The sequence below is a fragment of the Oscillochloris sp. ZM17-4 genome, assembly GCF_019599295.1.
Lineage (GTDB): Bacteria > Chloroflexota > Chloroflexia > Chloroflexales > Chloroflexaceae > Oscillochloris.
In genome coordinates this window covers 18,433-38,210 of the sequence record NZ_JAIEWN010000030.1, presented here as the reverse complement: position 1 = coordinate 38,210, position 19,778 = coordinate 18,433, and the positions used below count along the sequence as shown (strand labels likewise).

The 19,778-nt window shown below is 68.3% G+C and carries 14 protein-coding genes; 9 read left to right on the top strand and 5 right to left on the bottom strand.

Features of this window, described 5'->3' with window-relative positions:
- Window positions 1-451: 451 nt before the first annotated feature.
- The 9 genes from K2Z83_RS19210 to K2Z83_RS19170 all read left to right on the top strand — a co-directional run bounded on the left by K2Z83_RS19210 (window position 452) and on the right by K2Z83_RS19170 (window position 11,893).
- Window positions 452-2,416, top strand: coding sequence for an ABC transporter substrate-binding protein (locus K2Z83_RS19210; RefSeq protein ID WP_220596808.1), 1,965 nt, complete (start codon window positions 452-454; stop codon window positions 2,414-2,416).
- Between the two features lie 145 nt (window positions 2,417-2,561).
- A complete protein-coding gene (locus K2Z83_RS19205; RefSeq protein WP_220596807.1) occupies window positions 2,562-3,755 on the top strand; it encodes an ABC transporter permease in 1,194 nt (397 codons plus the stop codon).
- A gap of 85 nt (window positions 3,756-3,840) precedes the next feature.
- Window positions 3,841-4,830 (top strand): ABC transporter permease, encoded by a 990-nt coding sequence (locus K2Z83_RS19200; RefSeq protein ID WP_220596806.1) that lies wholly within the window; start codon window positions 3,841-3,843, stop codon window positions 4,828-4,830.
- Window positions 4,831-5,018: 188 nt separating this feature from the next.
- A complete protein-coding gene (locus K2Z83_RS30040) occupies window positions 5,019-6,791 on the top strand; it encodes an oligopeptide/dipeptide ABC transporter ATP-binding protein (protein WP_370650215.1) in 1,773 nt (590 codons plus the stop codon).
- Between the two features lie 58 nt (window positions 6,792-6,849).
- Window positions 6,850-7,842 carry an ABC transporter permease gene (locus K2Z83_RS19190; protein WP_220596804.1) on the top strand — a complete coding sequence of 331 codons (993 nt, stop codon included), beginning with the start codon at window positions 6,850-6,852 and terminating at the stop codon, window positions 7,840-7,842.
- A 54-nt stretch (window positions 7,843-7,896) separates the two neighbouring features.
- A complete protein-coding gene (locus tag K2Z83_RS19185) occupies window positions 7,897-8,805 on the top strand; it encodes an ABC transporter permease (protein WP_220596803.1) in 909 nt (302 codons plus the stop codon).
- Between the two features lie 13 nt (window positions 8,806-8,818).
- Complete coding sequence (locus K2Z83_RS19180) at window positions 8,819-9,838, top strand: ABC transporter ATP-binding protein (protein WP_255604270.1); 1,020 nt, start codon at window positions 8,819-8,821, stop codon at window positions 9,836-9,838.
- A gap of 45 nt (window positions 9,839-9,883) precedes the next feature.
- Window positions 9,884-10,876, top strand: a complete 993-nt coding sequence (locus tag K2Z83_RS19175) for an ABC transporter ATP-binding protein (RefSeq protein WP_220596802.1) — start codon at window positions 9,884-9,886, stop codon at window positions 10,874-10,876.
- A gap of 72 nt (window positions 10,877-10,948) precedes the next feature.
- Window positions 10,949-11,893 carry a MoxR family ATPase gene (locus tag K2Z83_RS19170; protein ID WP_220596801.1) on the top strand — a complete coding sequence of 315 codons (945 nt, stop codon included), beginning with the start codon at window positions 10,949-10,951 and terminating at the stop codon, window positions 11,891-11,893.
- 166 nt (window positions 11,894-12,059) lie between these two features.
- Here the strand turns inward: K2Z83_RS19170 and coaE are convergent, their stop codons facing one another.
- From coaE to K2Z83_RS19145, 5 genes are all read right to left on the bottom strand, one after another.
- Window positions 12,060-12,707, bottom strand: a complete 648-nt coding sequence (coaE, locus tag K2Z83_RS19165; protein ID WP_220596800.1) for a dephospho-CoA kinase — start codon at window positions 12,705-12,707, stop codon at window positions 12,060-12,062.
- A 74-nt stretch (window positions 12,708-12,781) separates the two neighbouring features.
- Window positions 12,782-14,752, bottom strand: a complete 1,971-nt coding sequence (locus K2Z83_RS19160) for an amidohydrolase family protein (RefSeq protein ID WP_220596799.1) — start codon at window positions 14,750-14,752, stop codon at window positions 12,782-12,784.
- Window positions 14,753-15,079: 327 nt separating this feature from the next.
- Window positions 15,080-15,670: a ribosome hibernation-promoting factor, HPF/YfiA family gene (gene hpf, locus K2Z83_RS19155; protein ID WP_220596798.1), complete on the bottom strand. Its 591-nt coding sequence runs from the start codon at window positions 15,668-15,670 to the stop codon at window positions 15,080-15,082.
- A gap of 544 nt (window positions 15,671-16,214) precedes the next feature.
- Window positions 16,215-17,489: a glycosyltransferase family 4 protein gene (locus K2Z83_RS19150; protein ID WP_220596797.1), complete on the bottom strand. Its 1,275-nt coding sequence runs from the start codon at window positions 17,487-17,489 to the stop codon at window positions 16,215-16,217.
- A gap of 155 nt (window positions 17,490-17,644) precedes the next feature.
- Window positions 17,645-19,765 carry a thioredoxin domain-containing protein gene (locus tag K2Z83_RS19145; RefSeq protein ID WP_220596796.1) on the bottom strand — a complete coding sequence of 707 codons (2,121 nt, stop codon included), beginning with the start codon at window positions 19,763-19,765 and terminating at the stop codon, window positions 17,645-17,647.
- Window positions 19,766-19,778: the final 13 nt, after the last annotated feature.

The window sequence follows — 19,778 nt, the reverse complement described above, 5'->3', positions numbered from 1 at the left end:
CCGCACCCCCACCGGGAGGTGCCGTTGCGCCCGCCCAGCCGCGCCCGCTCGCCCTCGGCCTTAGCGCGTCCTTTCCCCTTCCCAATGCCCTAAAGCCCCCCCTCTTAATAGGCTTAACATTTGACACTACAGATGTTACCCCGTATACTCAAAAGACATAATCTCTGTAAACTGCACGTACAGGTGTCTTCCCGATTATCATCGCTGTGACACACCACGGGGCTGCGCACCCCAGGCTCGGGTCGCCCCTCACGGATCGCCAGGCGTCATATCTGACGGAGCCTGGCAGCTTTGCCGTGCTGTATCGTGCGACTGATCCCCTGCCCTGCGAGAAGGGAGGTGATTCCCTCAGATACCGCCCGTGTCCGTGCCGGCCCATCCCCCCCAGGCCGGCTGATGAACCGCTGTGTCACCGACAGATTCCTGTTTTCTTAAGGAGGATTGAACGACGATGAGTACGTTCTCCAAGCGCTCCATCGCTGGGCTCATGCTGTTGGGCCTGATGATCCCCGCCCTGGCCGCCTGCGGCGGCACGCCCGCCGCCCAGGAGCCCATCCGCGAGACCGTGGTTGTGGTGCAGACATCCGCGCCCGAGGTGGTGAAAGAGACCGTTGTTGTCGAGCAGACGGCCGCCCCGGCTGAGCCGGCCGCCCCGGCCGCCAATGAGGCCTTCACTACCCCGAACCCCATCCTGGGCGACCTGAGGGTGCGCCAGGCGATCGCCTACTGCTCCAACCGCCCTGAGATGATCGCCTCGGTCTACCCCTTCCTCAACGAGGAGCAGCAGCAGGGCCTGCTGATGGACACATTCCTGCCGAAGGCCCACTGGGCCGCGGCCACCACGGGCATCACCACCTACCCCTTCGATGTGGAGAAGGGCAAGGCGCTGCTTGAGGAGGCCGGCTGGAAGGACGACGGCAACGGCGGGCGGGCCAACGACGCCGGCGATGTGCTGTCTCTCAGCTTCACCACCACCAACGCCCAGTTCCGCCAGACATGGTCGGCCGTCTTCATCCAGCAGATGTCCGCCTGCGGCATCCAGGTCATCCCGACCTACGCCCCCGGCTCCTGGTGGTTCGGCAGCAGCACCGGCCTGCAGCGCCGCGACTTCGAGCTGGGCGCCTTCGCCTGGGTGGGCCAGGCCGACCCCGGCGGCCAGACGCTCTACTCCTGCAACCAGATCCCGCTGCCCTCGAACAACTGGGAGGGCCAGAACTACATGGGCTGGTGCAACGACGCCGCCAGCAAGGCGATCGTCGCCGCCAACAACACGCTCAACCGCGACGAGCGGATCAAGCAGTACGGCATCGTGCAGGCCGAGTTCACCAAGGATATGGTGAGCCTGCCGCTGTTCAACCGCACCGAGGCCGCCGCCGCCAGCAACCGCTTCGAGGGCTTCAAGCCTGACCCGACCGACTACTACACGGCCAACGCCGATGAGTGGACGGTGACCGACGGCGACACTCTGGTGCTGGGCTTCACCCAGGAGCCGGCCAGCCTCTGGGGCGTGGTCGAGAGCGCCGCCGTGCAGCGCACCGCCGCCTACCTGCTCGGCGTGCCGGCCAGCACCTCCTTCAGCTACGACTACCAGGCCAAGGGGCTCAAGGCCCTCTCGACGATCGAGAGCGGCGCGGCCAAGAATGAGGACATCGAGGTCAAGGAGGGCGACATGGTCTGGAACACCGCCGGCGAGGCGGTGGCCCTGGCCAAGGGCGTCGAGGTTGTGGACTCCACCGGCGAGACCGTCACCTACGACAGCGGTACGCTGACCATGAAGCAGCTGACCGTGACCGACACCTTCATCGATGGCCTGAAGTGGGAGGACGGCAAGCCGCTGGTCAAGGCCGACTACGAGCTGGCCCACAAGATCACCTGCGACCCCGAGTCCGGCAATGTCTCGCTGACCTACTGCGAGTCGGTGGCCACGTTCGACGTGACCAGCGACACCTCCTACACCGTCACCTTCCACCCCGGCGTGCAGTGGCCGACCTACTTCGCCGGCGCGGGCTTCGGGGCCTACCCGGCCCACCAGGTGCTGAGCGACGGCCGCACGCTGGCCGATGTGCCGGCCAAGGAGTGGAGCACCCTGCCTGAGATCGCCGAGAAGCCGATGAGCGACGGCCCCTACATCCTGGAGAGCTGGGACAAGGGCCAGAGCATGACCTTCACCGCCAACCCGAACTACTACAAGGGCGAGCCGGCGGTCAAGAAGATCGTGATCAAGTTCATCGCCGACACCAACCAGGCCGTGGCCCAGCTGCTCACCGGCGAGCTTGATGCCCTGGGCACCGAGACCCTCGGCGCCGGCGCTGAGGTGCAGACGGTGCTGGACGCCGCCGCTAAGGGCGACGTGCAGGCCTACACCATCGCCAGCCCGACCTGGGAGCACATCGACATGAACCTGTTCGTGAAGTAAACAAGGGGACAGGGGACAGGGGACAGGGGACAGGGGACAGGACACAGGACCAGGGCATAGCTGAAGGATCGCGCATCGCTGTCCACTATTGGTTTGCCTGTCCCCTGCCCCCTGTGCGCTGTCCCCTGTCTAAAGCGAGAAGCCTATGGCTGCATTTTTAGTCCGTAGATTACTCCAGATGTTTCTCGTGACGATCGTGGCCGCGATCTGCTCCTACACATTGCTCTACATCTCGCCCGGCGGGCCGATCGACCAGTTGCTCGGCGAGCGCCAGAACGGCGGCGTGAACCGGATCAACCAGGACGATATTCTGCGCGTCAAGCAGCGCTTCGAGCTCGATATCTACGCGCCGGTGCGCTTCTCGCGCTGGCTGATCGGCTGGCCCACCGGCCCGATCCTCGGCTCGATCGGCGCCGACTGGACGGTCGGCTGCGCCATCCCCGGCCAGGTGCGCCTGCGCTACCCCGACGGCCGCACCGAGATCGTCGAGGAGGGCTGCGATCAGCCCGTGACCCTGGCCGACCTTGAGGGCCGCAAGAGCAGCCGCGGCGTCTTCTTCCTCGACTTCGGCGTCTCGCAGGTGATCCTGCGCGACCGCCCGGTGATCGACCTGATCGGCACCCGCCTGCCCTACACGCTCTACCTGATGGGCGGCTCGACCCTGCTGGCCCTGGTGATCGCCGTGCCGATCGGGGTCTACTCGGCGGTCAAGCAGTACTCGCGCTTCGACTACACCATGACGACGATCGCCTTCGTCGGCTCGTCGCTGCCCAGCTTCGTCTTCGGCATCTTCGCCATCCTGATCTTCTCGGTGCTGGCCAAGCAGGCCGGGCTGCCCTACCTGCCCTCGGGCGACGCGGTCGGCATCCGCGACTATGCCATCCCGCTGCTCGGCACCATCGAGGCCGGCTCGTTCTTCGACCGCTTCCTGCGCTTCCTGATGCCCTGCGGCGTGCTGACCTTCATCAGCATCGCCGGCTGGAGCCGCTTTGTGCGCGGCAGCATGCTCGAGGTGCTGAGCCAGGACTATGTGCGCACCGCGCGGGCCAAGGGGGTTAAGGAGAGCGCCGTGGTGCTCAAGCACGCCCTGCGCAACTCGCTCATCCCCTTCATCACCCTGCTGGCCGGCGTGCTGGCCACGCTCTTCGGCGGCGCCCTGATCACCGAGACGGTCTTCAACTGGCCGGGCCTCGGCCGGCTCTACATCGACGCCCTCGGCCGCAGCGACTACAATGTCGCCAACGCCCTGCTGCTGATCAATGTGGTGCTGCTGCTGATCGGCATCCTGATCACCGATATTCTCTACACGATCGTCGATCCGCGCATCCGGCTGGGCTAGGTGGGCGCCCACAAGGGCGCCCACAAGGGCACCCCTTGTGGGCACCCCTTGTGGGCACCCGGGGCATCCCTACGGAGAAACACTCATGGCCACCACCACGGCTGTCCCGGTCGACGAGCCGAAGACGACGGAGCCCGAGAGCCAGCTCTCGATCGTGCTGCGGCGCTTCCGCAAGCACCGCCTGGCGATGTTTAGCCTCGGCCTGCTGCTGAGCATGCTGCTGCTCTCGGCCCTGGCTCCGGTGATCGCGCCCTATCCGCGCGATGAGCCGAACCTGAAGGCCCGCTTCCTCACCCCGCTCAGCACCGATGTCAATGGCGGCCTGCACATCCTCGGCACCGACCACCTCGGCCGCGACTCGGCGACCCGCCTGCTCTTCGCCTCGCGCGTCTCGCTGGGCACCGCCGTCTTCGCGACCCTGATCTCCTCGACGATCGGGATCGTCCTGGGCCTGCTGGCCGGCTTCTTCGGCGGCTGGGTCGACACGATCATCAGCCGCGCCCTGGAGATCGTCGCCACCTTCCCCACCCTCTCGCTGCTGCTGATCGTGGTCTCGATCTTCGTCGGCAACGAGAAGAACATCCCTTTCCCGGCCATCGTCACGAAGACGATCTCCTTCCTCTTCGCGGTGAGCGAGCGCGAGGCCAAGCTGGTGCTCATGGTCAACCTCATCCTGGCCCTCTTCGGCTGGACGGGCACCTGCCGGCTGATGCGCGGGATGGTGCTCTCGGTGCGCGAGAATGTCTACATCGACTCGGCGCGGGCGCTGGGCGCGTCCAACCTGCGCCTGCTGGCCCGCCACATCTTCCCCAACTCGCTGCCGCCGATGATCGTGGACTTCACCCTCGGCGTGAACGGCACCCTGGTGGCCGAGTCGGCGCTGAGCTTCCTCGGCTTCGGCATCACCGACCCGACGCCGACCTGGGGCAATATGCTCGGCTACGCCCAGAGCTATATGTTTCAGTACCCCTGGATGCCGCTCATCCCGAGCCTGCCCATCCTGCTGGCCTCGGTGGCGATCAACTATATCGGCGACGGCCTGCGCGACGCGCTCGACCCCAGGCAGAAGATCTAACCTAAAATCTGTATTGTGTTGCGGAAATGTGCCAGCGGAGCTGGCACATTTCCGCAACACAATACACTATTCTGGGGCCGCCGGCCCCAGGCCCCCGATGCGGGGGTTAGCTCAACGGAGCGAAGCGAGTGACAACGACACCAACCGGGGCGCAGCGCGCATCCCAGGAGCCCAAGCCCGCCGGCGCGCTGTCGGTCGACCTGCTGCGCGTCACTGGTCTGAAGACCTACTTCTACACCGAGGACGGGGTGGTCCAGGCGGTGGACGGGGTTGACCTGCACCTGGGCCGCGGCGAGACACTGGGGATCGTCGGCGAGAGCGGCTCGGGCAAGAGCGTGACCTCGCTGTCGATCCTGCGCCTGATCAGCCAGCCGGGCAAGATCGTCGAGGGGTCGGTGGTCTTCGACGGCGCCGACCTGCTGCACATCGGCGACGAGGCGATGCGGGCGATCCGCGGCAACCGCATCTCGATGATCTTCCAGCAGCCGACCACCGCGCTCAACCCGGTGTTCCGGGTGGGCGACCAGATCACCGAGACGCTGGAGATCCACCAGGGCCTGAGAGGGGACGAGGCCAGCAAGCGCTGCATCGAGCTGCTCTCGATGGTGGGCCTGCCCGACGCCCCCCGGCGCATGCGCCAGTTCCCCCACGAGCTCTCGGGCGGCCAGTGTCAGCGCGTGATGATCGCCATGGCCCTGGCCTGCAACCCCGAGCTGCTGATCGCCGACGAGCCGACCACCGCCCTCGATGTGACCATCCAGGCCCAGATCCTCGACCTGATGCGCGGCCTGCGCGAGAAGGTTAACACGGCGATCATCCTGATCACCCACGATATGGGCGTGGTGGCCGAGATGGCCGACAGCGTGGCGGTGATGTACGCCGGCCAGATCATCGAGTACGCCGATGTGCGGTCGATCTTCGCCGACCCGAAGCACCCCTACACCCAGGGGCTGCTCCACTCGATGCCGGTGCTCGGCCACGTGCGCGATGAGCTTGAGGTCATCCCCGGCACCGTGCCCAGCCTGATCGGCCCGCCCGCCGGCTGCCGCTTCGCCGCCCACACGGTCGTGCGCGCGCTCCAGGGCGAGGCGAACATCCAGGTCGAGATCGGCAACCAGCTCGGGCTGACCGATATCATCTTCAACGTGACCGACCCGGCCAACTGCCCGCCCGACGATGGCAAGTGTACCGGCCACCCGGCCCTGCGCGATGTGAAGGTGCGCCAGGCCCTGGCCCACGCCACCGATAAGCAGCAGCTGATCGACACGGTGCTGCTCGGCCTGGGCACGCCCGGCCTGACCCTGGTGACGCCCGGACAGGGCGAGGCCTACGCCAAGGAGCTGCAGGACTACGCCTTCGACCCGGCCAAGGCGAACCAGATCCTCGACGACGCCGGCTACGCGGACAGCGACGGCGATGGCGTGCGCGAGATGCCTGGCGACCCGAGCCAGCCGCTGACCTTCCGCTACAACTACCCCTCCGACCAGAGCGCCAACGGCCAGCGCATCTTCGAGCTGCTGCGCGATATGTGGCAGCAGGTCGGCGTGAAGATCGAGCTGACCCCGCTGGATGCCGACGCCCTGACCTCGGTCTGCTGCCCAGCCTTCGACTTCGATGTGATCAACTGGGGCTGGTACGCCGGCGTCGACCCCTCCTCGCTGCTCTACATCGCCACCACCGCCGAGATCCCGACCGGCAACAGCGAGACCGGCTACGGGAACCCCGAGTACGACAAGCTCTACGCCGAGCAGGAGGTGACGGTCGATGTCGCCAAGCGCCGCGAGCTGCTCGCGCAGATGCAGCAGATCCTCTTGCGCGACGTGCCCTACATCATCCCCTACTACGCCCAGAATGTGGAGGCCTACCGCAAAGACCGCTTCCAGGGCTGGGTGGTGGACCCTGAGGGCGTGCTTGCGCTCTCCTCGCGGATCTCGCTCACTGCTGTGTCGCCGATCAAGTAGCAGATTGATGGCGTGTGCCGGCTGCGCTGGCACACGCCATCAATGAAGTGTCGTACAGATGAGCCGCAGCGACTATATCATCCGGCGCATCGGCATGGCCGCCCTGACGGTCGTCTTCGCCGTGGTGATGAACTTCTTCCTGTTCCGCGTGCTGCCGGGCGACCCGGCCAAGGCCGGCATCCGCGACCCGCGGCTGACGGCGGCGGCCCAGCAGTCCATCCGCGAGCGCTTCGGCCTCGACAAGCCGCTGCTGATCAACCTGGAGGGCAACCCCTTCGACAGCCAGTTCTTCCGCTACTTCGGCAACCTGCTCCAGGGCGACCTGGGCATCTCCTACAACTTCAACCGCCCGGTGGCCGACCTGCTGCGCGAGCGGCTGATCAACACGGTGCTGCTGGTGGGCGTGGGTGAGGTGCTGGCAATCATCATCGGGGTGGCCCTGGGCCTGCTGGCGGCCTGGCGGCGCGGCACGGCGATCGACGTGGGAGTCCTGCTCTTCGGCCTGTTCACCTGGGCCCTGCCGACCTTCTTCCTGGCGATCATCCTGCTGATCATCGGCAGCACCTTCCTCGGCCTGCCGGTGGCCGGAATCCGCACCGCCGGCGGCGCGAGCGACCCCTGGTCGCAGATCGTCGACGTGGGCCGACACATGATGATGCCCACCCTGACCCTGACGATCATTCTGCTCGGCGAGTTCATGCTGATCATGCGCAGCTCGCTGCTGGAGGTGCTCTCTGAAGACTATATCCTCACCGCCAAGGCCAAGGGCCTGAGCGACTGGGTCATCCTGCGCGACCACGCCATGCGCAACGCCATGCTGCCCATGATCGCGCTGATCGCGCTGACCCTGGGCTTCACCGTGAGCGGCTCCATCCTGATCGAGAGCGTCTTCTCGTGGCCCGGCCTGGGCAGCGCCGTCTTCGAGGCGGTGGGCCGGCGCGACTTCCCCATGCTCCAGGGGGCCTTCATGCTCTTCACCGTCAGCGTCATCCTGGCCAACACCGCCGCCGACCTGCTCTACGCGGCGCTGGACCCGAGAGTGAGTGTGTAAGGGCGCAGCAGCGGGCGCGGCGCCCGCTGCTGCGCCCTTACGATAGGGTGGGCGATGGCACAAGTTCTCTCTCAGGCACCCACATCGGTAGACACCGAGGCCGGCTGGCGCACGATCTGGCGGCAGCTGCGGCGCAGCCCGATGGGCCTGGCCGGGCTGTGTATGCTGGCCGTGGTGCTGTTTATGGCGATCTTCGCACCCTGGGTCGCGCCCTACGACCCCTACGCCCCGGTGCGGGCGCGGATCGACACGATCTACGCGCCGCCGAGCGCCGAGCACCCGCTGGGCACCGACGACGGCGGCAAGGACGTGCTGAGCGCCTTCATCTTCGGCGCGCGGGTCTCGCTGATCGTTGGCTTCGTGGCCTCGGCGATCACCGTCCTGATCGGCGGGCTGGTCGGCATCGTCGCCGGCTACTACGGCGGGCGGGTGGGCGGCGCGCTGATGGGCGTCACCAACATCTTCCTGGTCATCCCCGACCTGCCGCTCTACGTGGTGCTGGTCTCGCTGCTCGGCCCGAGCATCTGGAACATCATCCTGGCGATTATCCTGCTCAGCTGGACCGGCACGGCCCGGCTGGTCTACGCCCAGGTGCTCTCGATCCGCGAGCGGCAGTTCGTGACGCGGGCGCGGGCGATCGGGGCCTCCAGCGGCTACATCATCCGCAAGCACATCCTGCCGCTGGTGCTGCCGATCATCCTGGCCCAGAACGCGCTGGTGATCTCGATCGCCATCCTCAGCGAGTCGGGGCTGGCCTTCCTCGGCCTGGGCGACCCCTCGCTGATCAGCTGGGGCACCATGCTCAACTTCGCCTTCGGGCGCGGCGCGGTCTCGGTGGGCGCCTGGTGGGCGCTGCTGCCCCCCGGCCTGGGCATCGTCTGGGTGGTGCTGGGCTGGACGCTGCTGGGCTATGTGATCGAGGATATCGTCAACCCGCGGGCGCGGACGCACCATCTGATGTAATTATGAATGTTGAATGTTGAATGTTGAATGGCTGCGCCTCACAGCATTCAACATTCAACATTCAACATTCAACATTATTTCTATGCTCTTAGACGTGCGCAACCTGACCACCGAGTTCACCACCCCCGAGGGCGCGCGGCTGCGGGCCGTGGAGGGGGTGAGCTTCACGCTGGGGCGCGGCGAGGCCCTGGGCATCGTCGGCGAGAGCGGCTGCGGCAAGACGACGGCCATGCTCTCGCTGCTGCGCCTGCTGCCGGCGGCCGGGCGGGTGGTGGCCGGCGAGGTGCTGTTCGCCGGCGACGACCTGCTGCGGCTGACGCCCGCCGAGCTGCGCGAGCGGCGCTGGCGCGACCTGTCGATCGTCTTCCAGGGCGCGATGAACGCGCTCAACCCGGTGCGCTCGGTGGGCGATCAGATCCGCGAGGCCATCCTGGCCCACATGCCCTGGCCGCGCGACAAGGTGGGCGCGCGGGTGAGCGAGCTGCTGGAGCTGGTGGGCATCCCGGCCTGGCGGGCCGCCCAGTTCCCCCACCAGTACAGCGGCGGCATGCGCCAGCGGGCCATGATCGCCATGGCCCTGGCCTGCAACCCGCAGCTGGTGGTGGCCGATGAGCCCACCACCGCCCTCGATGTGATGGTGCAGGCCCAGATCATCGACCTGCTGGATCGGCTGCGCCGCGACCTCGACCTGGCCATGATCATCGTCACCCACGACCTGGGGGTGGTGGCCGAGGCCTGCCAGCAGGTGCTGGTGATGTATGGCGGGCGGGTGGCCGAGCACGGCCCGGTCGAGCGGGTCTTCGCCGCGCCCCGGCACCCCTACACCCAGATGCTGCTGAAGGCCTTCCCGACGATCGAGCATCGCGGCGCGCCCATGGTGGGCATCCCCGGCTCGCCGCCGCGGCTCTCGGACCTGCCGGCGGGCTGCCGCTTCCACCCGCGCTGCCCGCTGGCGGTAGAGCGCTGCCGAGTCGAGACGCCCGAGCCGCGCGCGGTGGGCGAGGGGCACGTGGCGGCCTGCCACCTAGTGTAAGGGGCGCAGCAGCGAGGCGCTGCTGCGCCCTTACCGAGAGAGCCTATGAGCGACACACAGCCAGTGCTCGAGGTGACGGATCTCCAGAAGCGCTTCGCGGTGCCGCGCGGCGTCCTGGGCGCGCTGCGCGGCGCGCCCAGGCGCAGCGTGCGCGCCATCGACGGCGTCAGCTTCACGCTGGGCCACGGCGAGGTGCTGGCCCTGGTGGGCGAGAGCGGCTGCGGCAAGACGACCACCGGCCGCACCATCTTGCGCCTGGAGCAGGCCACCTCCGGCGAGGTGCTCTTCGAGGGCAAGGACGTGCTCAAGGCCGGCGGCCGCCAGATGAAGGCGCTGCGCCGCGATATGCAGATCGTCTTCCAGGACCCCTACGCCTCGCTGGACCCGCGGATCACCGTGGGCGAGAGCGTGGCCGAGGGGCTGCTCATCCACGGCATCGGCACCCCCAAGGACCGCCAGGAGCGCGTGCGCGAGGTGCTGGCCAAGGTCGGCCTGCACTCCAGCCAGGTCAACCGCTTTCCCCACGAGTTCTCCGGCGGCCAGCGCCAGCGCATCGGCATCGCCCGCGCCCTGATTATGGAGCCCAAGCTGATCGTCTGCGACGAGCCGGTCAGCGCCCTGGACGTGTCCATCCAGTCGCAGGTGCTCAACCTGCTCAAGAACCTGCAGCGCGAGTTCGGCCTGACCTACCTGTTCATCGCCCACAACCTCAGCGTGGTCGAGCATATCTCCGACCGGGTGGGTGTGATGTACCTGGGCAAGATGGTCGAGCTCTCGTCCCGCGAGGACCTGTTCCGCGAGCCGCTGCACCCCTACACCAAAGCCCTGATCTCGGCCATCCCCAACCCGGACCCGACGGCGCGGCGCGAGCGGATCGTGCTCCAGGGCGACGTGCCCAGCCCGATCAACCCGCCCAGCGGCTGCCGCTTCCACCCGCGCTGCTGGATCGCCCGCGAGGTGTGTAGGGAGCAGGAGCCGGCCTTCGAGGAGAAGCGCAAGGGCCACTGGGCGGCGTGCCACTTCGCCGGGCAATTCTAACGTAGGGCCGAAGCATTTGATGTTTTCGCTACGCGAAAACATCAAATGCTTCGGCCCTACACCGTGTAATATATGGCCTCTCTCTCAGACATCCCCCCCTTCGCCGAGGCCGTCCGCGCAAACGTGGCGCGGGTGATCGTTGGCAAGGCCGAGGCGCTGGACCTGCTGCTGGCCGCGCTGCTCTGCGGTGGCCACGCCCTGATCGAGGACGTGCCCGGCGTGGGCAAGACGATGCTCGCCCGCGCGCTGGCCGTCTCGCTGGGCGTACACTTCCGGCGCATCCAGTGTACGCCCGACCTGCTGCCCAACGACGTGACGGGGGTGTCGGTCTACCGCCAGGGCGAGGGGCGCTTCGTGTTCCAGCCCGGCCCGATCTTCAGCAGCGTGCTGCTGGTGGACGAGATCAACCGGGCCACGCCGCGCACCCAGAGCGCCCTGCTTGAGGCCATGGGCGAGGGCCAGGTGAGCGTGGACGGCGAGACGCACCCGCTGCCCGCGCCCTTCCTGGTGCTGGCCACCCAGAACCCGGTCGAGTTTGAGGGTACCTTCCCGCTGCCCGAGGCCCAGCTCGACCGCTTCCTGCTCCAGGTGAGCATGGGCTACCCGACGCCCGAGGAGGAGCTGCGGCTGCTGCGGGCGATGGAGGGGGCCCACCCGATCGCGGCGCTCGGCGCGGCGGCCGACGGCGCGCGGCTGCCCGCGCTCCAGCGGGCGGTCTGGGCCGTCCACGTTGAGGAGTCGCTCAGGGGCTACCTGGTGCGCCTGGCGGCGGCCCTGCGCGCCCACCCCGACCTGGCCCTGGGCATGAGCCCGCGGGCCACCCTGGCGCTCTTCCGGGCCGCCCAGGCCTACGCAGCCATCCAGGGGCGCGACTACGTCACCCCCGACGATGTGAAGCGCCTGGCCGGGCCGGTGCTGCGCCACCGCCTGCTCCTGCGCCCCGAGAGCGCCCTGCGCGGGCGGACGGCGGCGGCGGTGTTATCATCCGTCCTCGCCGAGGTGGAGGTTGCCCTGTAGGGCCGAAGTATTGTTGATGGTTTCACGAACGGGCCGGCGGCACCCACGACGCCGCGCAGGTTGCCCTGTAGGGCCGAAGCATTGTTGATGGTTTCGCTATGCGAAACCATCAACAATGCTTCGGCCCTACTCCTGCACCCCGAGTGGGCGCCCACAAGGGGCGCCCCTACGCGCCGATCTCGGCGATCACCGTGCGCCAGGCGGCCTCGACCTGATCGCGGGTGTGGGCCTGGCTGCCGCTGTTGTCGATCACGACGGTCGCCCGGGCGAGCCGGCTCGCCTGTGGCTCCTGTGCGTCCACCCGCCGGCGGGCCTCGTAATCCAGCATGCCCCGCGTCGTCATCAGGCGTTCGATCTGCTGGGCCTCGTCGCAGGTGACCACCCAGATCTGCTGGCACTCCTCGGCCCAGCCCGACTCGATCAGCTTGATCGCGTCGATCACCACCACCGGGCGGGGCAGGGGCTGCGTGCGCGTGCCGTAGCCGCCCACGATCTCGGCCTCGGTGATGAAGGCGCGGATCTCGGCGCGCACCGCCGGGTGGACGATCTGCTCCAGCCGCCGCAGGGCCGCCGGGTCGCTGAAGACGATGTTCCCGAGCATCCGCCGGTCGATCGGGCTGTTGCGCCCGCTGGCGACGCGCTGGCCGAAGGCGGCGATGATCTGCTGGTAGACGGGCGTGCCGGGCCGCTGGACGCGGTGCGTCACCCGGTCGGCGTCGATCGTGCGGGCTCCCAGGGCTGCCAGCATGGCCACCACGGTGCTCTTGCCGCAGGCGATCCCGCCGGTCAGGCCGATGAGGTATGGCTTTGTCATAATGTTGAATGTTGAATGCTGAATGCTGAATGCTGAATGCTGAATGTCCTCAAGTCAACATTCAACATTCAACATTACTCCAGATCGACGTACTCTTGCTTGACCAGGGCGTCCTCGGAGACGCCGGCGATCGATAGCAGCTCGGTGATCAGGGCGGCGCGCTCCCCGGCGTCGCGGCGGCTCCAGGTGCGGCTCTTGATCTCCATGTAGAGGGCCGGGCGCGCGCCGCCGCCGAGCGTGTCGAAGTTCAGCGCGAAGTCGTGGTCCTTGTAGATGATCCGCCAGCGCCGGCGGCGCTTCTCGCGCTCGACCACCCGGTCGGGCTGGAAGTACTCGCGGTAGAAGCGCACGGTGTGGTCGGCCAGTGCGGTGTAGCGCGCCCGTGAGAGCAGGATCGCCGAGGAGAGCTCGCCGCGCAGGCCCTCGGCGATCAGGGTGATCGTGTACTTCGGCTCGACGCGGGCGCCCGGGTCGGTGCGGTGGTCCTCGCGGATGCGGATGCGCTCGCCGTTGGCGAACAGGAAGTAGGTGTCGTACTGGGTGCGCTCGCTGGCCTTGGTGATCCGCACGTCGGCGGCGCCCAGCAGCCGGGCGATGGCCGAGTCGGCGCTGGCCTCCAGCTTCGCCTTGACCTGGATCTCGAAGATCTCGGCCTGCTGCACGCCGCCGATGGCCAGGATCTTGGCCAGCAGGTTGCGCTCGCGGCCGGCCAGGAAGGCGTTGATCCGCTCGGCGATCGCCTGCGAGCGCCGCAGGATGTCGGCCTCGTCCAGGCTGAGCAGGACGTGGTCGCGCACCAGGATGCGCCCGTCGACCATCACGTCGCGCACATCGGCGGCGCGGGCGGCGTAGACCAGGTGCGAGTAGATCGCGTCGTGGCTGTAGGTGTAGCGCGGCGCGCTGTGGGGCAGGCCGAGCCGCACCACGGCGATGTCGGCGCGCTTGCCCGGCTCCAGCGAGCCCACCAGGTGGTCGAGGTGGACGGCGCGGGCGCCCCAGCAGGTGGCCAGGGCGAAGGCCTCGCGGGCCGGCACCGCCGTCGGGTCGCCCGAGACGCCCTTGGGCAGCAGGGCGGCCAGCTGGATCTCGGTGAACATGTCCTGGTCATCGTTGGAGGCCGGGCCGTCGGTGCCCAGGCCCACCTTCACGCCCGAGTCGATCAGGCGCTTGTAGGGGGCCACGCCGCTGGCCAGCTTGAGGTTGCTGGTCGGGCAGGGCACCGCGCCCGCGCCGGCCTCGCGCAGCAGGCGCATGTCGTCCTCGGTGGCGTGGACGCAGTGGGCGGCGATGCAGGGCACGTCGAAGGCGCCCACGCGCTTGGCGTAGCGAATGGGCGTCACCTCGCGCTCGGCGATGCTCTCGTCCACCTCGCGGGCCGTCTCCGAGAGGTGCGTCACCAGCGGCACGCCGTACTCGGCGCAGAGGGCGGCGGCCTCGCGGTAGATCTGGTCGGTGCAGGTGTAGGGGGCGTGCGGGGCGACGGTGGGCACGACCCGCTCGTGGCCGCGCCACTGCTCTAGGAAGCGCCGCGAGCGATCTAGGCCCTCGTCGAAGGAGGCGGCGTCGGGGGTCGGCAGGCGCATCACCGTCTGCCCGCAGATCGCGCGCATGCCGGACTCGTCGGCCCCGCGGGCCACCTGCTCCTCAAAGTAGTACATGTCCACGAAGGTCGTCGTGCCGCCGCGCAGCATCTCGGCGCAGGAGAGCAGCGTGCCGACGTAGACGAACTCCTCGTCGACGAACTGGCTCTCGACGGGGAACATGTAGCCGAAGAGCCAGACATCCAGCTGCTGGTCGGCCACCATGCCGCGCAGCAGGCTCATGGGCACGTGGGCGTGGCCGTTGATCAGGCCGGGGATGACCGCCGCGCCGGCGCAGTCGATCACCTCCGCGGCGACGTAGCGCCCGGCCAGGTCGGCGCTCGTCCCGACGGCGACGATCTCTCGCCCGCGCACGGCCACCGCGCCGTCGATGATGATCGTCCCGGCGTGGTCCATCGTCACCACGGTGCCGCCGGTCAGCAGCAGGTCGATGTTCTCGGGCATAGGCGTCCTCCATCCTGTATGTGGCCCGTATTGTACCAGAGTGAACACGATAGACGCGAAGGGGGGCGGAGGGCGCGAAGGGTCCGGGCAAAGCCCTGGGGCGAAGCCCCATGCGCATCAACGTAAGCCCTGGCCCCCCCGGAATTTCTTGTTGTTTTGGCCAACATGGCCAGCGTTGCTGGCCATGTTGGCCAAAACAACGTCGGTTTTTAGGGCGGCAGACCTAACGTTGATGCGCATGGGGCTTCGCCCCATGCGCATCAACACACAGAGCCGGGCCAGCGAAGCTGGCCCGGCTCTGTGTGTTGATGCCGATCTTGCGCGGCGCTAGATCGGGTCGGGGACGATCAGCCCGTAGTTCCCATCACGGCGGCGGTAGAGCACGCTGAAGCGCTGGTTCTCAGCGTCCTGGAAGACAAAGAAGTTGTGCCCGAGCAGCTCCATCTGCTCGATCGCATCGTCGGTGAACATCGGGCGCAGGGTGAACTGCTTGGTGCGGATCACCTCAATCTCGCGGCCCTCCACCTCCACCTCCGCCTCGGCGACGGCGCTCTCGGCGACGGCGGTCGGGATCTCGATCGCGGCGATCTTATCGGGCTGTCGGCGCTGCCGCTCGCGACGCCAGAACTTCTCCTTGTAGCGCTTGATCTGCCGCTGGAGCACGCTCTGCACTTCGTCGATCGCGCTGTAGAGGTCGGATGACTGCTCCTCAGCCCGCAGGATGACCCCACGGTCGCCGGTGAGGGTAACCTGAACGCGGTGGACCTCGCCCGCCTGACGATGCTGCTCGGTATGCACCTCGACAGTCGCGCTGGAGATCTGGTCCATGTAGCGTCCAAGCTTCCCGAGCTTCTCTTCGATGTGCTGCCGCTGGCGCTCGGTGATTTTTCCGTTACGGCTTTTGACGGTGAGATCCATCACGGTCCTCCATCCCTATAACAGGGCGGCCAGGAATAAGTGCCGCCCCTTCGCGGTCGATCAGCACAGCGAAGCCCCCGGGCGCACGCGCCGCTCGGGGGCTTCGTTGGCTGTCACAAAGCTCCGCGATCTGAAGTGTGGTAGCGACCTGTCTTGCCATCGCTTCTCACTTCTTCTCGCGCTGCGCCACTACGTCGTGACGCGAGAAGGTTTATCAGTATTCCTTATCTGTGATTGTACTATGTGCGTGGGCAGGTTGCAAGGGAGAAAACGCAACCTACCGCCACAGGGCGTACCCTGGGGCGGCGCGGCTGCGGGCGTTGACGCAGGGCGGAGTGATGATGTGGTATGAGGGGAGCGTGGCGTATGCCATGCCAGGCGGCGGGGGCGTGTCGGGGGCTCTCTGCGAGGTGCGGTGCGTCAGTGTGCCGCGTCGGGCTGATGGGCGTTCTGTATTCGCCCTGCAACCCTCCTTCGGGCCACACTGTAGCATCCGACAATGACTCTCGCTTGAATGCTGCCTGTGAGAACGATAACGAAAGCGTCATCGTACAGCCGCCGGCGTTGGGGCGGCGTAGAGCGGGCGCACCCGGCCATACACCGCGTCCCAGGTCATGCTGCGGCGGACGTGGGCCTCGCCGACGGCGCCCATCGCGCGGGCGAGCTCGGGGTCGCCCAGGAGCCGGCTGATCGTCTCGGCGAGGGCACCCACATCGCCGAAGGGCACCAGCAGCCCGTCCACGCCGTGGCTGATCACGTCGGGAACGCCGCCGGCCCGCGCGCCCACCACCGGCACGCCGTAGCACCAGGCCTCCAGGTAGGTGATGCCGAAGCTGTCGGTGCGCGAGGGCTGGGCGTAGATATCGGCGGCGGCCAGGGCGTCGTGGCGCACTGCGTCGCTCACGTAGCCGAGCACGCGGGTGCGCGCCCGCTCGCCCTCGGGCAGCCCGGCGTAGATCTGCTCGAAGTGGCCCATGAGCGGGCCGCACTGGACCCAGGTGGCGTCGGAGCCGCCCGCCCAGAGCCGGCGCATGGCCTCCAGCACATGCACGGTGCCCTTGTCGTAGGCGGCGGTGCCCACGCTGAGCACGATCGGGCCGGCGATGCCGTGCGCGCTGCGGAAGCGCGCGCCGTCGCCGCCGGCCAGCTCGGCGGGGGTGACGCCGGCGCCCACGGTTGTGACCCGGCCGGCCGGCACGCCCCGCGCGACCAGGAAGTTGCGCTCAAGGCCGGTCATGGTGGCCACCGCGTCGCAGCCGCGCAGCATGGCGATCTGGTGGGGCATGCTGTAGTAGCGGACGATCTGGCTGCTGCCGGGCTCGCCCAGGTGGACGAAGGGCGTGCAGATGTGGCGGATGCCGCGCCGCCGCGCCCAGCGCGCCGCCGGCAGGATGGCGAAGTCGAGCGTGATGTTGGTGGTGTGGACGAGGTCGACGTCGGCGAGCTCGGGGGAGCGCTCCAGGTAGCGCCACATCTCGGGCAGGCGCGGGGTGATCGTGGCCATGCGGCGCAGCAGCGGCGCGCTGGGCCGGCCCATGCGCCCGAGCTCCACCATGAGCCGGCGGATGATCGGGTAGATGATCGGCGGGCCGGGGGCGCGGCGCACCGGGAAGCGCAGCACGCGCACGCCGCCCTCGCTGCGATCGGGCTCGTCGATCCTGCGCTTCCCGCCCGCCCAGAAGTGCTCCAGGTCGAAGGCGTCGGTCGCGAGGACGGTGACGGTGTGGCCCTCGCGGGCCAGCCGCGCGCCGATCTCGATGAAGTAGCGCGCGGCGCCGCTGGCCTGGTGGTACAGCTGGACGATGTGCAGGACGTGCATAGTGTTCTTTAGGCAAGGGTGCAGGGTACAGGGTACAGGGTACAGGGTACAGGCGGAGCAGCCTTAGATAAGGTTCGTAGGTGCTTTGCAGTTTCGAGTTCTGCGCCGTATTCTGGTGCGCTTCACCTGTGCCCTGTGTCCTATACCCTGTACCCTTATTCGGCGAGCTGGGCGGCCAGCTCCTCGGTCGTGCTGGCCGGCAGCCGGCAGACGAAGCCCTGGCAGACGTAGGCGGTGGCCCGCCCGCCGACGGCCTCGCGGCCCTGGAGCAGCGGGGTGAGGGCGGGCGTCTCGCCGTCGCCGGGGCTGAGGCGGGCGATGACGATGTGGGGCCGGTAGGGCCGCAGGGCCACATCGACCAGTGCGGCGGTGTCGGCGGCCTGCGGGTCGCCGACGATGGCCAGCTCGGTGACGCTGGAGGTGAGCAGGTCGGCGGCGCAGAGCATGCGCCCGAAGCCGGCCGGGAAGCGGGCCATGAGCGGGGCCGCGCCGGCCAGCACGCGCTCGGCCCGCTCGCGGTAGGCGTCGTCGCCGGTGAGGGCGGCCAGGCGCAGCAGCAGCTCGGCGGCGACCGAGTTGCCCGAGGGCGTGGCGTTGTCGCCCACGTCGCGCGGGCGGGTGATCAGCGCCTCGTGGTCGGCGGCGGTGTCGTAGAATCCGCCCAGGCTCTCGTCCCAGAACAGCTCGACCATGGCGTCGGCCAGGGCGAGGCACTCGCGCAGCCAGCGCGGGTCGCCGTCGGCGGCGTGCAGGGCGAGCAGGCCGTCGGCCACGAGGGCGTAGTCCTCTAGGAAGCCGAGCGGGCCGGGGCGGCCGTCCTTCCAGCTGCGCAGCAGGCGGCCGTCGGGGCGGCGCAGGTGGGTGAGGATGAAGTCGGCGCAGCCCTGGGCTACGGCGATATACTGCTGATTCTCGAAGGCGCTGGCGGCCACGGCGAGGGCGCGCAGGGCCATGCCGTTCCACGCGGCGATGATCTTCTCGTCGCGGAAGGGCTTGGGGCGGCGCGCGCGGGCGGCGAGCAGCTTGGCCCGGCCGGCGGCGAACACCTGCTCAATGCGCTCGGCCGTCGCGCCGGTGACGCGGGCCACCTCGGCGACCTCGCGGGGCAGGTTGAGGATGTTGCTGCCCTCGAAGTTGCCCGACTTCGTCACATCGAAGATCTGGCAGAAGAGCGCGGCGTCGGCCCCCAGCAGCTCGCGCACCTCGTCGGGAGTCCAGACGAAGAAGGCGCCCTCCTCGGCGTGCTCGGCCTGGGGGTGCGGCAGGCTGTCGGCGTCCTGGGTGCTGTAGAATCCGCCCTCGGGGTGGAGCATCTCGCGGCTGAGGTAGGCCAAGGTCTCCTCGGCGATGGTGCGGTAGAGCGGGAGCTGCGTGACCTGGTAGGCCTCGGCGTAGAGGCGGGCGAGCAGGGCGTTGTCGTAGAGCATCTTCTCGAAGTGGGGCACCAGCCAGTGGGCGTCCACGCTGTAGCGGTGGAACCCGCCGCCAAGCTGGTCGTACATGCCGCCGCGGGCCATCTTGCGCAGGGTCAGCTCCAGCATGGGCAGGGCGTCGGCGTGGCCGCGCAGGTGGGCTCGCAGCAGGAGCTCCAGGGTCATGGGCTGGGGGAACTTGGGCGCGCCGCCGAACCCGCCCTCGACGGGGTCAAACCCCGGCTCCAGCGTATCCACTGCAGTATGCACGAGGTCCGATGGCAGGGGCGCGGCGGCGGCCGGGGCGCTGGCAGCACTCAATTTCCCCAGATGTTCGAGCAGCTGCTGGCCGGTGGCGGCCACATCGGCGCGGCGGGTGCGGTAGGCCTCGGCGACGCTGCGCAGCACCTGCTTCCAGCTGGGCATGCGGTAGCGGGCGGCCTTCGCGTCGGGCGGGAAGTAGGTGCCGCCGTAGAAGGGCGTGCCGTCGGGGGTGCAGAAGACGTTGAGCGGCCAGCCGCCCTGGCCGGTCATCGCCTGGACGGCCGACATGTAGACGCTGTCGATGTCCGGGCGCTCCTCGCGGTCCACCTTGATGTTGATGAAGAGCTCGTTCTGGAGGGCGGCGGTGGGCTCGTCCTCAAAGCTCTCGTGGGCCATGACGTGACACCAGTGGCACGCGGCGTAGCCTATGCTGATCAGAATGGGTTTATCTAGGCTTTGAGCTTTTGTGAGTGCAGCATCGCCCCACTCGTGCCAGTCGACCGGATTGTGGGCGTGCTGAACGAGGTAGGGGCTGGCCGAGTCAATCAAGTGGTTGGTATATATTGGGTTGCCGTGCTCATCACGGTGGCGTATGTGCATCTTGGGGCCTCCA

What these genes read in the sequence shown, in the direction of transcription:
- K2Z83_RS19190 (WP_220596804.1), top strand. Translation starts at nt 6,850, where the DNA reads ATGAGCCGCAGCGACTATATCATCCGGCGCATCGGCATGGCCGCCCTG.
- K2Z83_RS19205 (WP_220596807.1), top strand. Translation starts at nt 2,562, where the DNA reads ATGGCTGCATTTTTAGTCCGTAGATTACTCCAGATGTTTCTCGTGACG.
- K2Z83_RS19185 (WP_220596803.1), top strand. Translation starts at nt 7,897, where the DNA reads ATGGCACAAGTTCTCTCTCAGGCACCCACATCGGTAGACACCGAGGCC.
- K2Z83_RS19200 (WP_220596806.1), top strand. Translation starts at nt 3,841, where the DNA reads ATGGCCACCACCACGGCTGTCCCGGTCGACGAGCCGAAGACGACGGAG.
- K2Z83_RS19210 (WP_220596808.1), top strand. Translation starts at nt 452, where the DNA reads ATGAGTACGTTCTCCAAGCGCTCCATCGCTGGGCTCATGCTGTTGGGC.
- hpf (WP_220596798.1), bottom strand. Translation starts at nt 15,670, where the DNA reads ATGGATCTCACCGTCAAAAGCCGTAACGGAAAAATCACCGAGCGCCAG.
- K2Z83_RS19150 (WP_220596797.1), bottom strand. Translation starts at nt 17,489, where the DNA reads ATGCACGTCCTGCACATCGTCCAGCTGTACCACCAGGCCAGCGGCGCC.
- K2Z83_RS19175 (WP_220596802.1), top strand. Translation starts at nt 9,884, where the DNA reads ATGAGCGACACACAGCCAGTGCTCGAGGTGACGGATCTCCAGAAGCGC.
- K2Z83_RS19170 (WP_220596801.1), top strand. Translation starts at nt 10,949, where the DNA reads ATGGCCTCTCTCTCAGACATCCCCCCCTTCGCCGAGGCCGTCCGCGCA.
- K2Z83_RS19180 (WP_255604270.1), top strand. Translation starts at nt 8,819, where the DNA reads ATGTTGAATGTTGAATGGCTGCGCCTCACAGCATTCAACATTCAACAT.
- K2Z83_RS19160 (WP_220596799.1), bottom strand. Translation starts at nt 14,752, where the DNA reads ATGCCCGAGAACATCGACCTGCTGCTGACCGGCGGCACCGTGGTGACG.
- coaE (WP_220596800.1), bottom strand. Translation starts at nt 12,707, where the DNA reads ATGACAAAGCCATACCTCATCGGCCTGACCGGCGGGATCGCCTGCGGC.
- K2Z83_RS19145 (WP_220596796.1), bottom strand. Translation starts at nt 19,765, where the DNA reads ATGCACATACGCCACCGTGATGAGCACGGCAACCCAATATATACCAAC.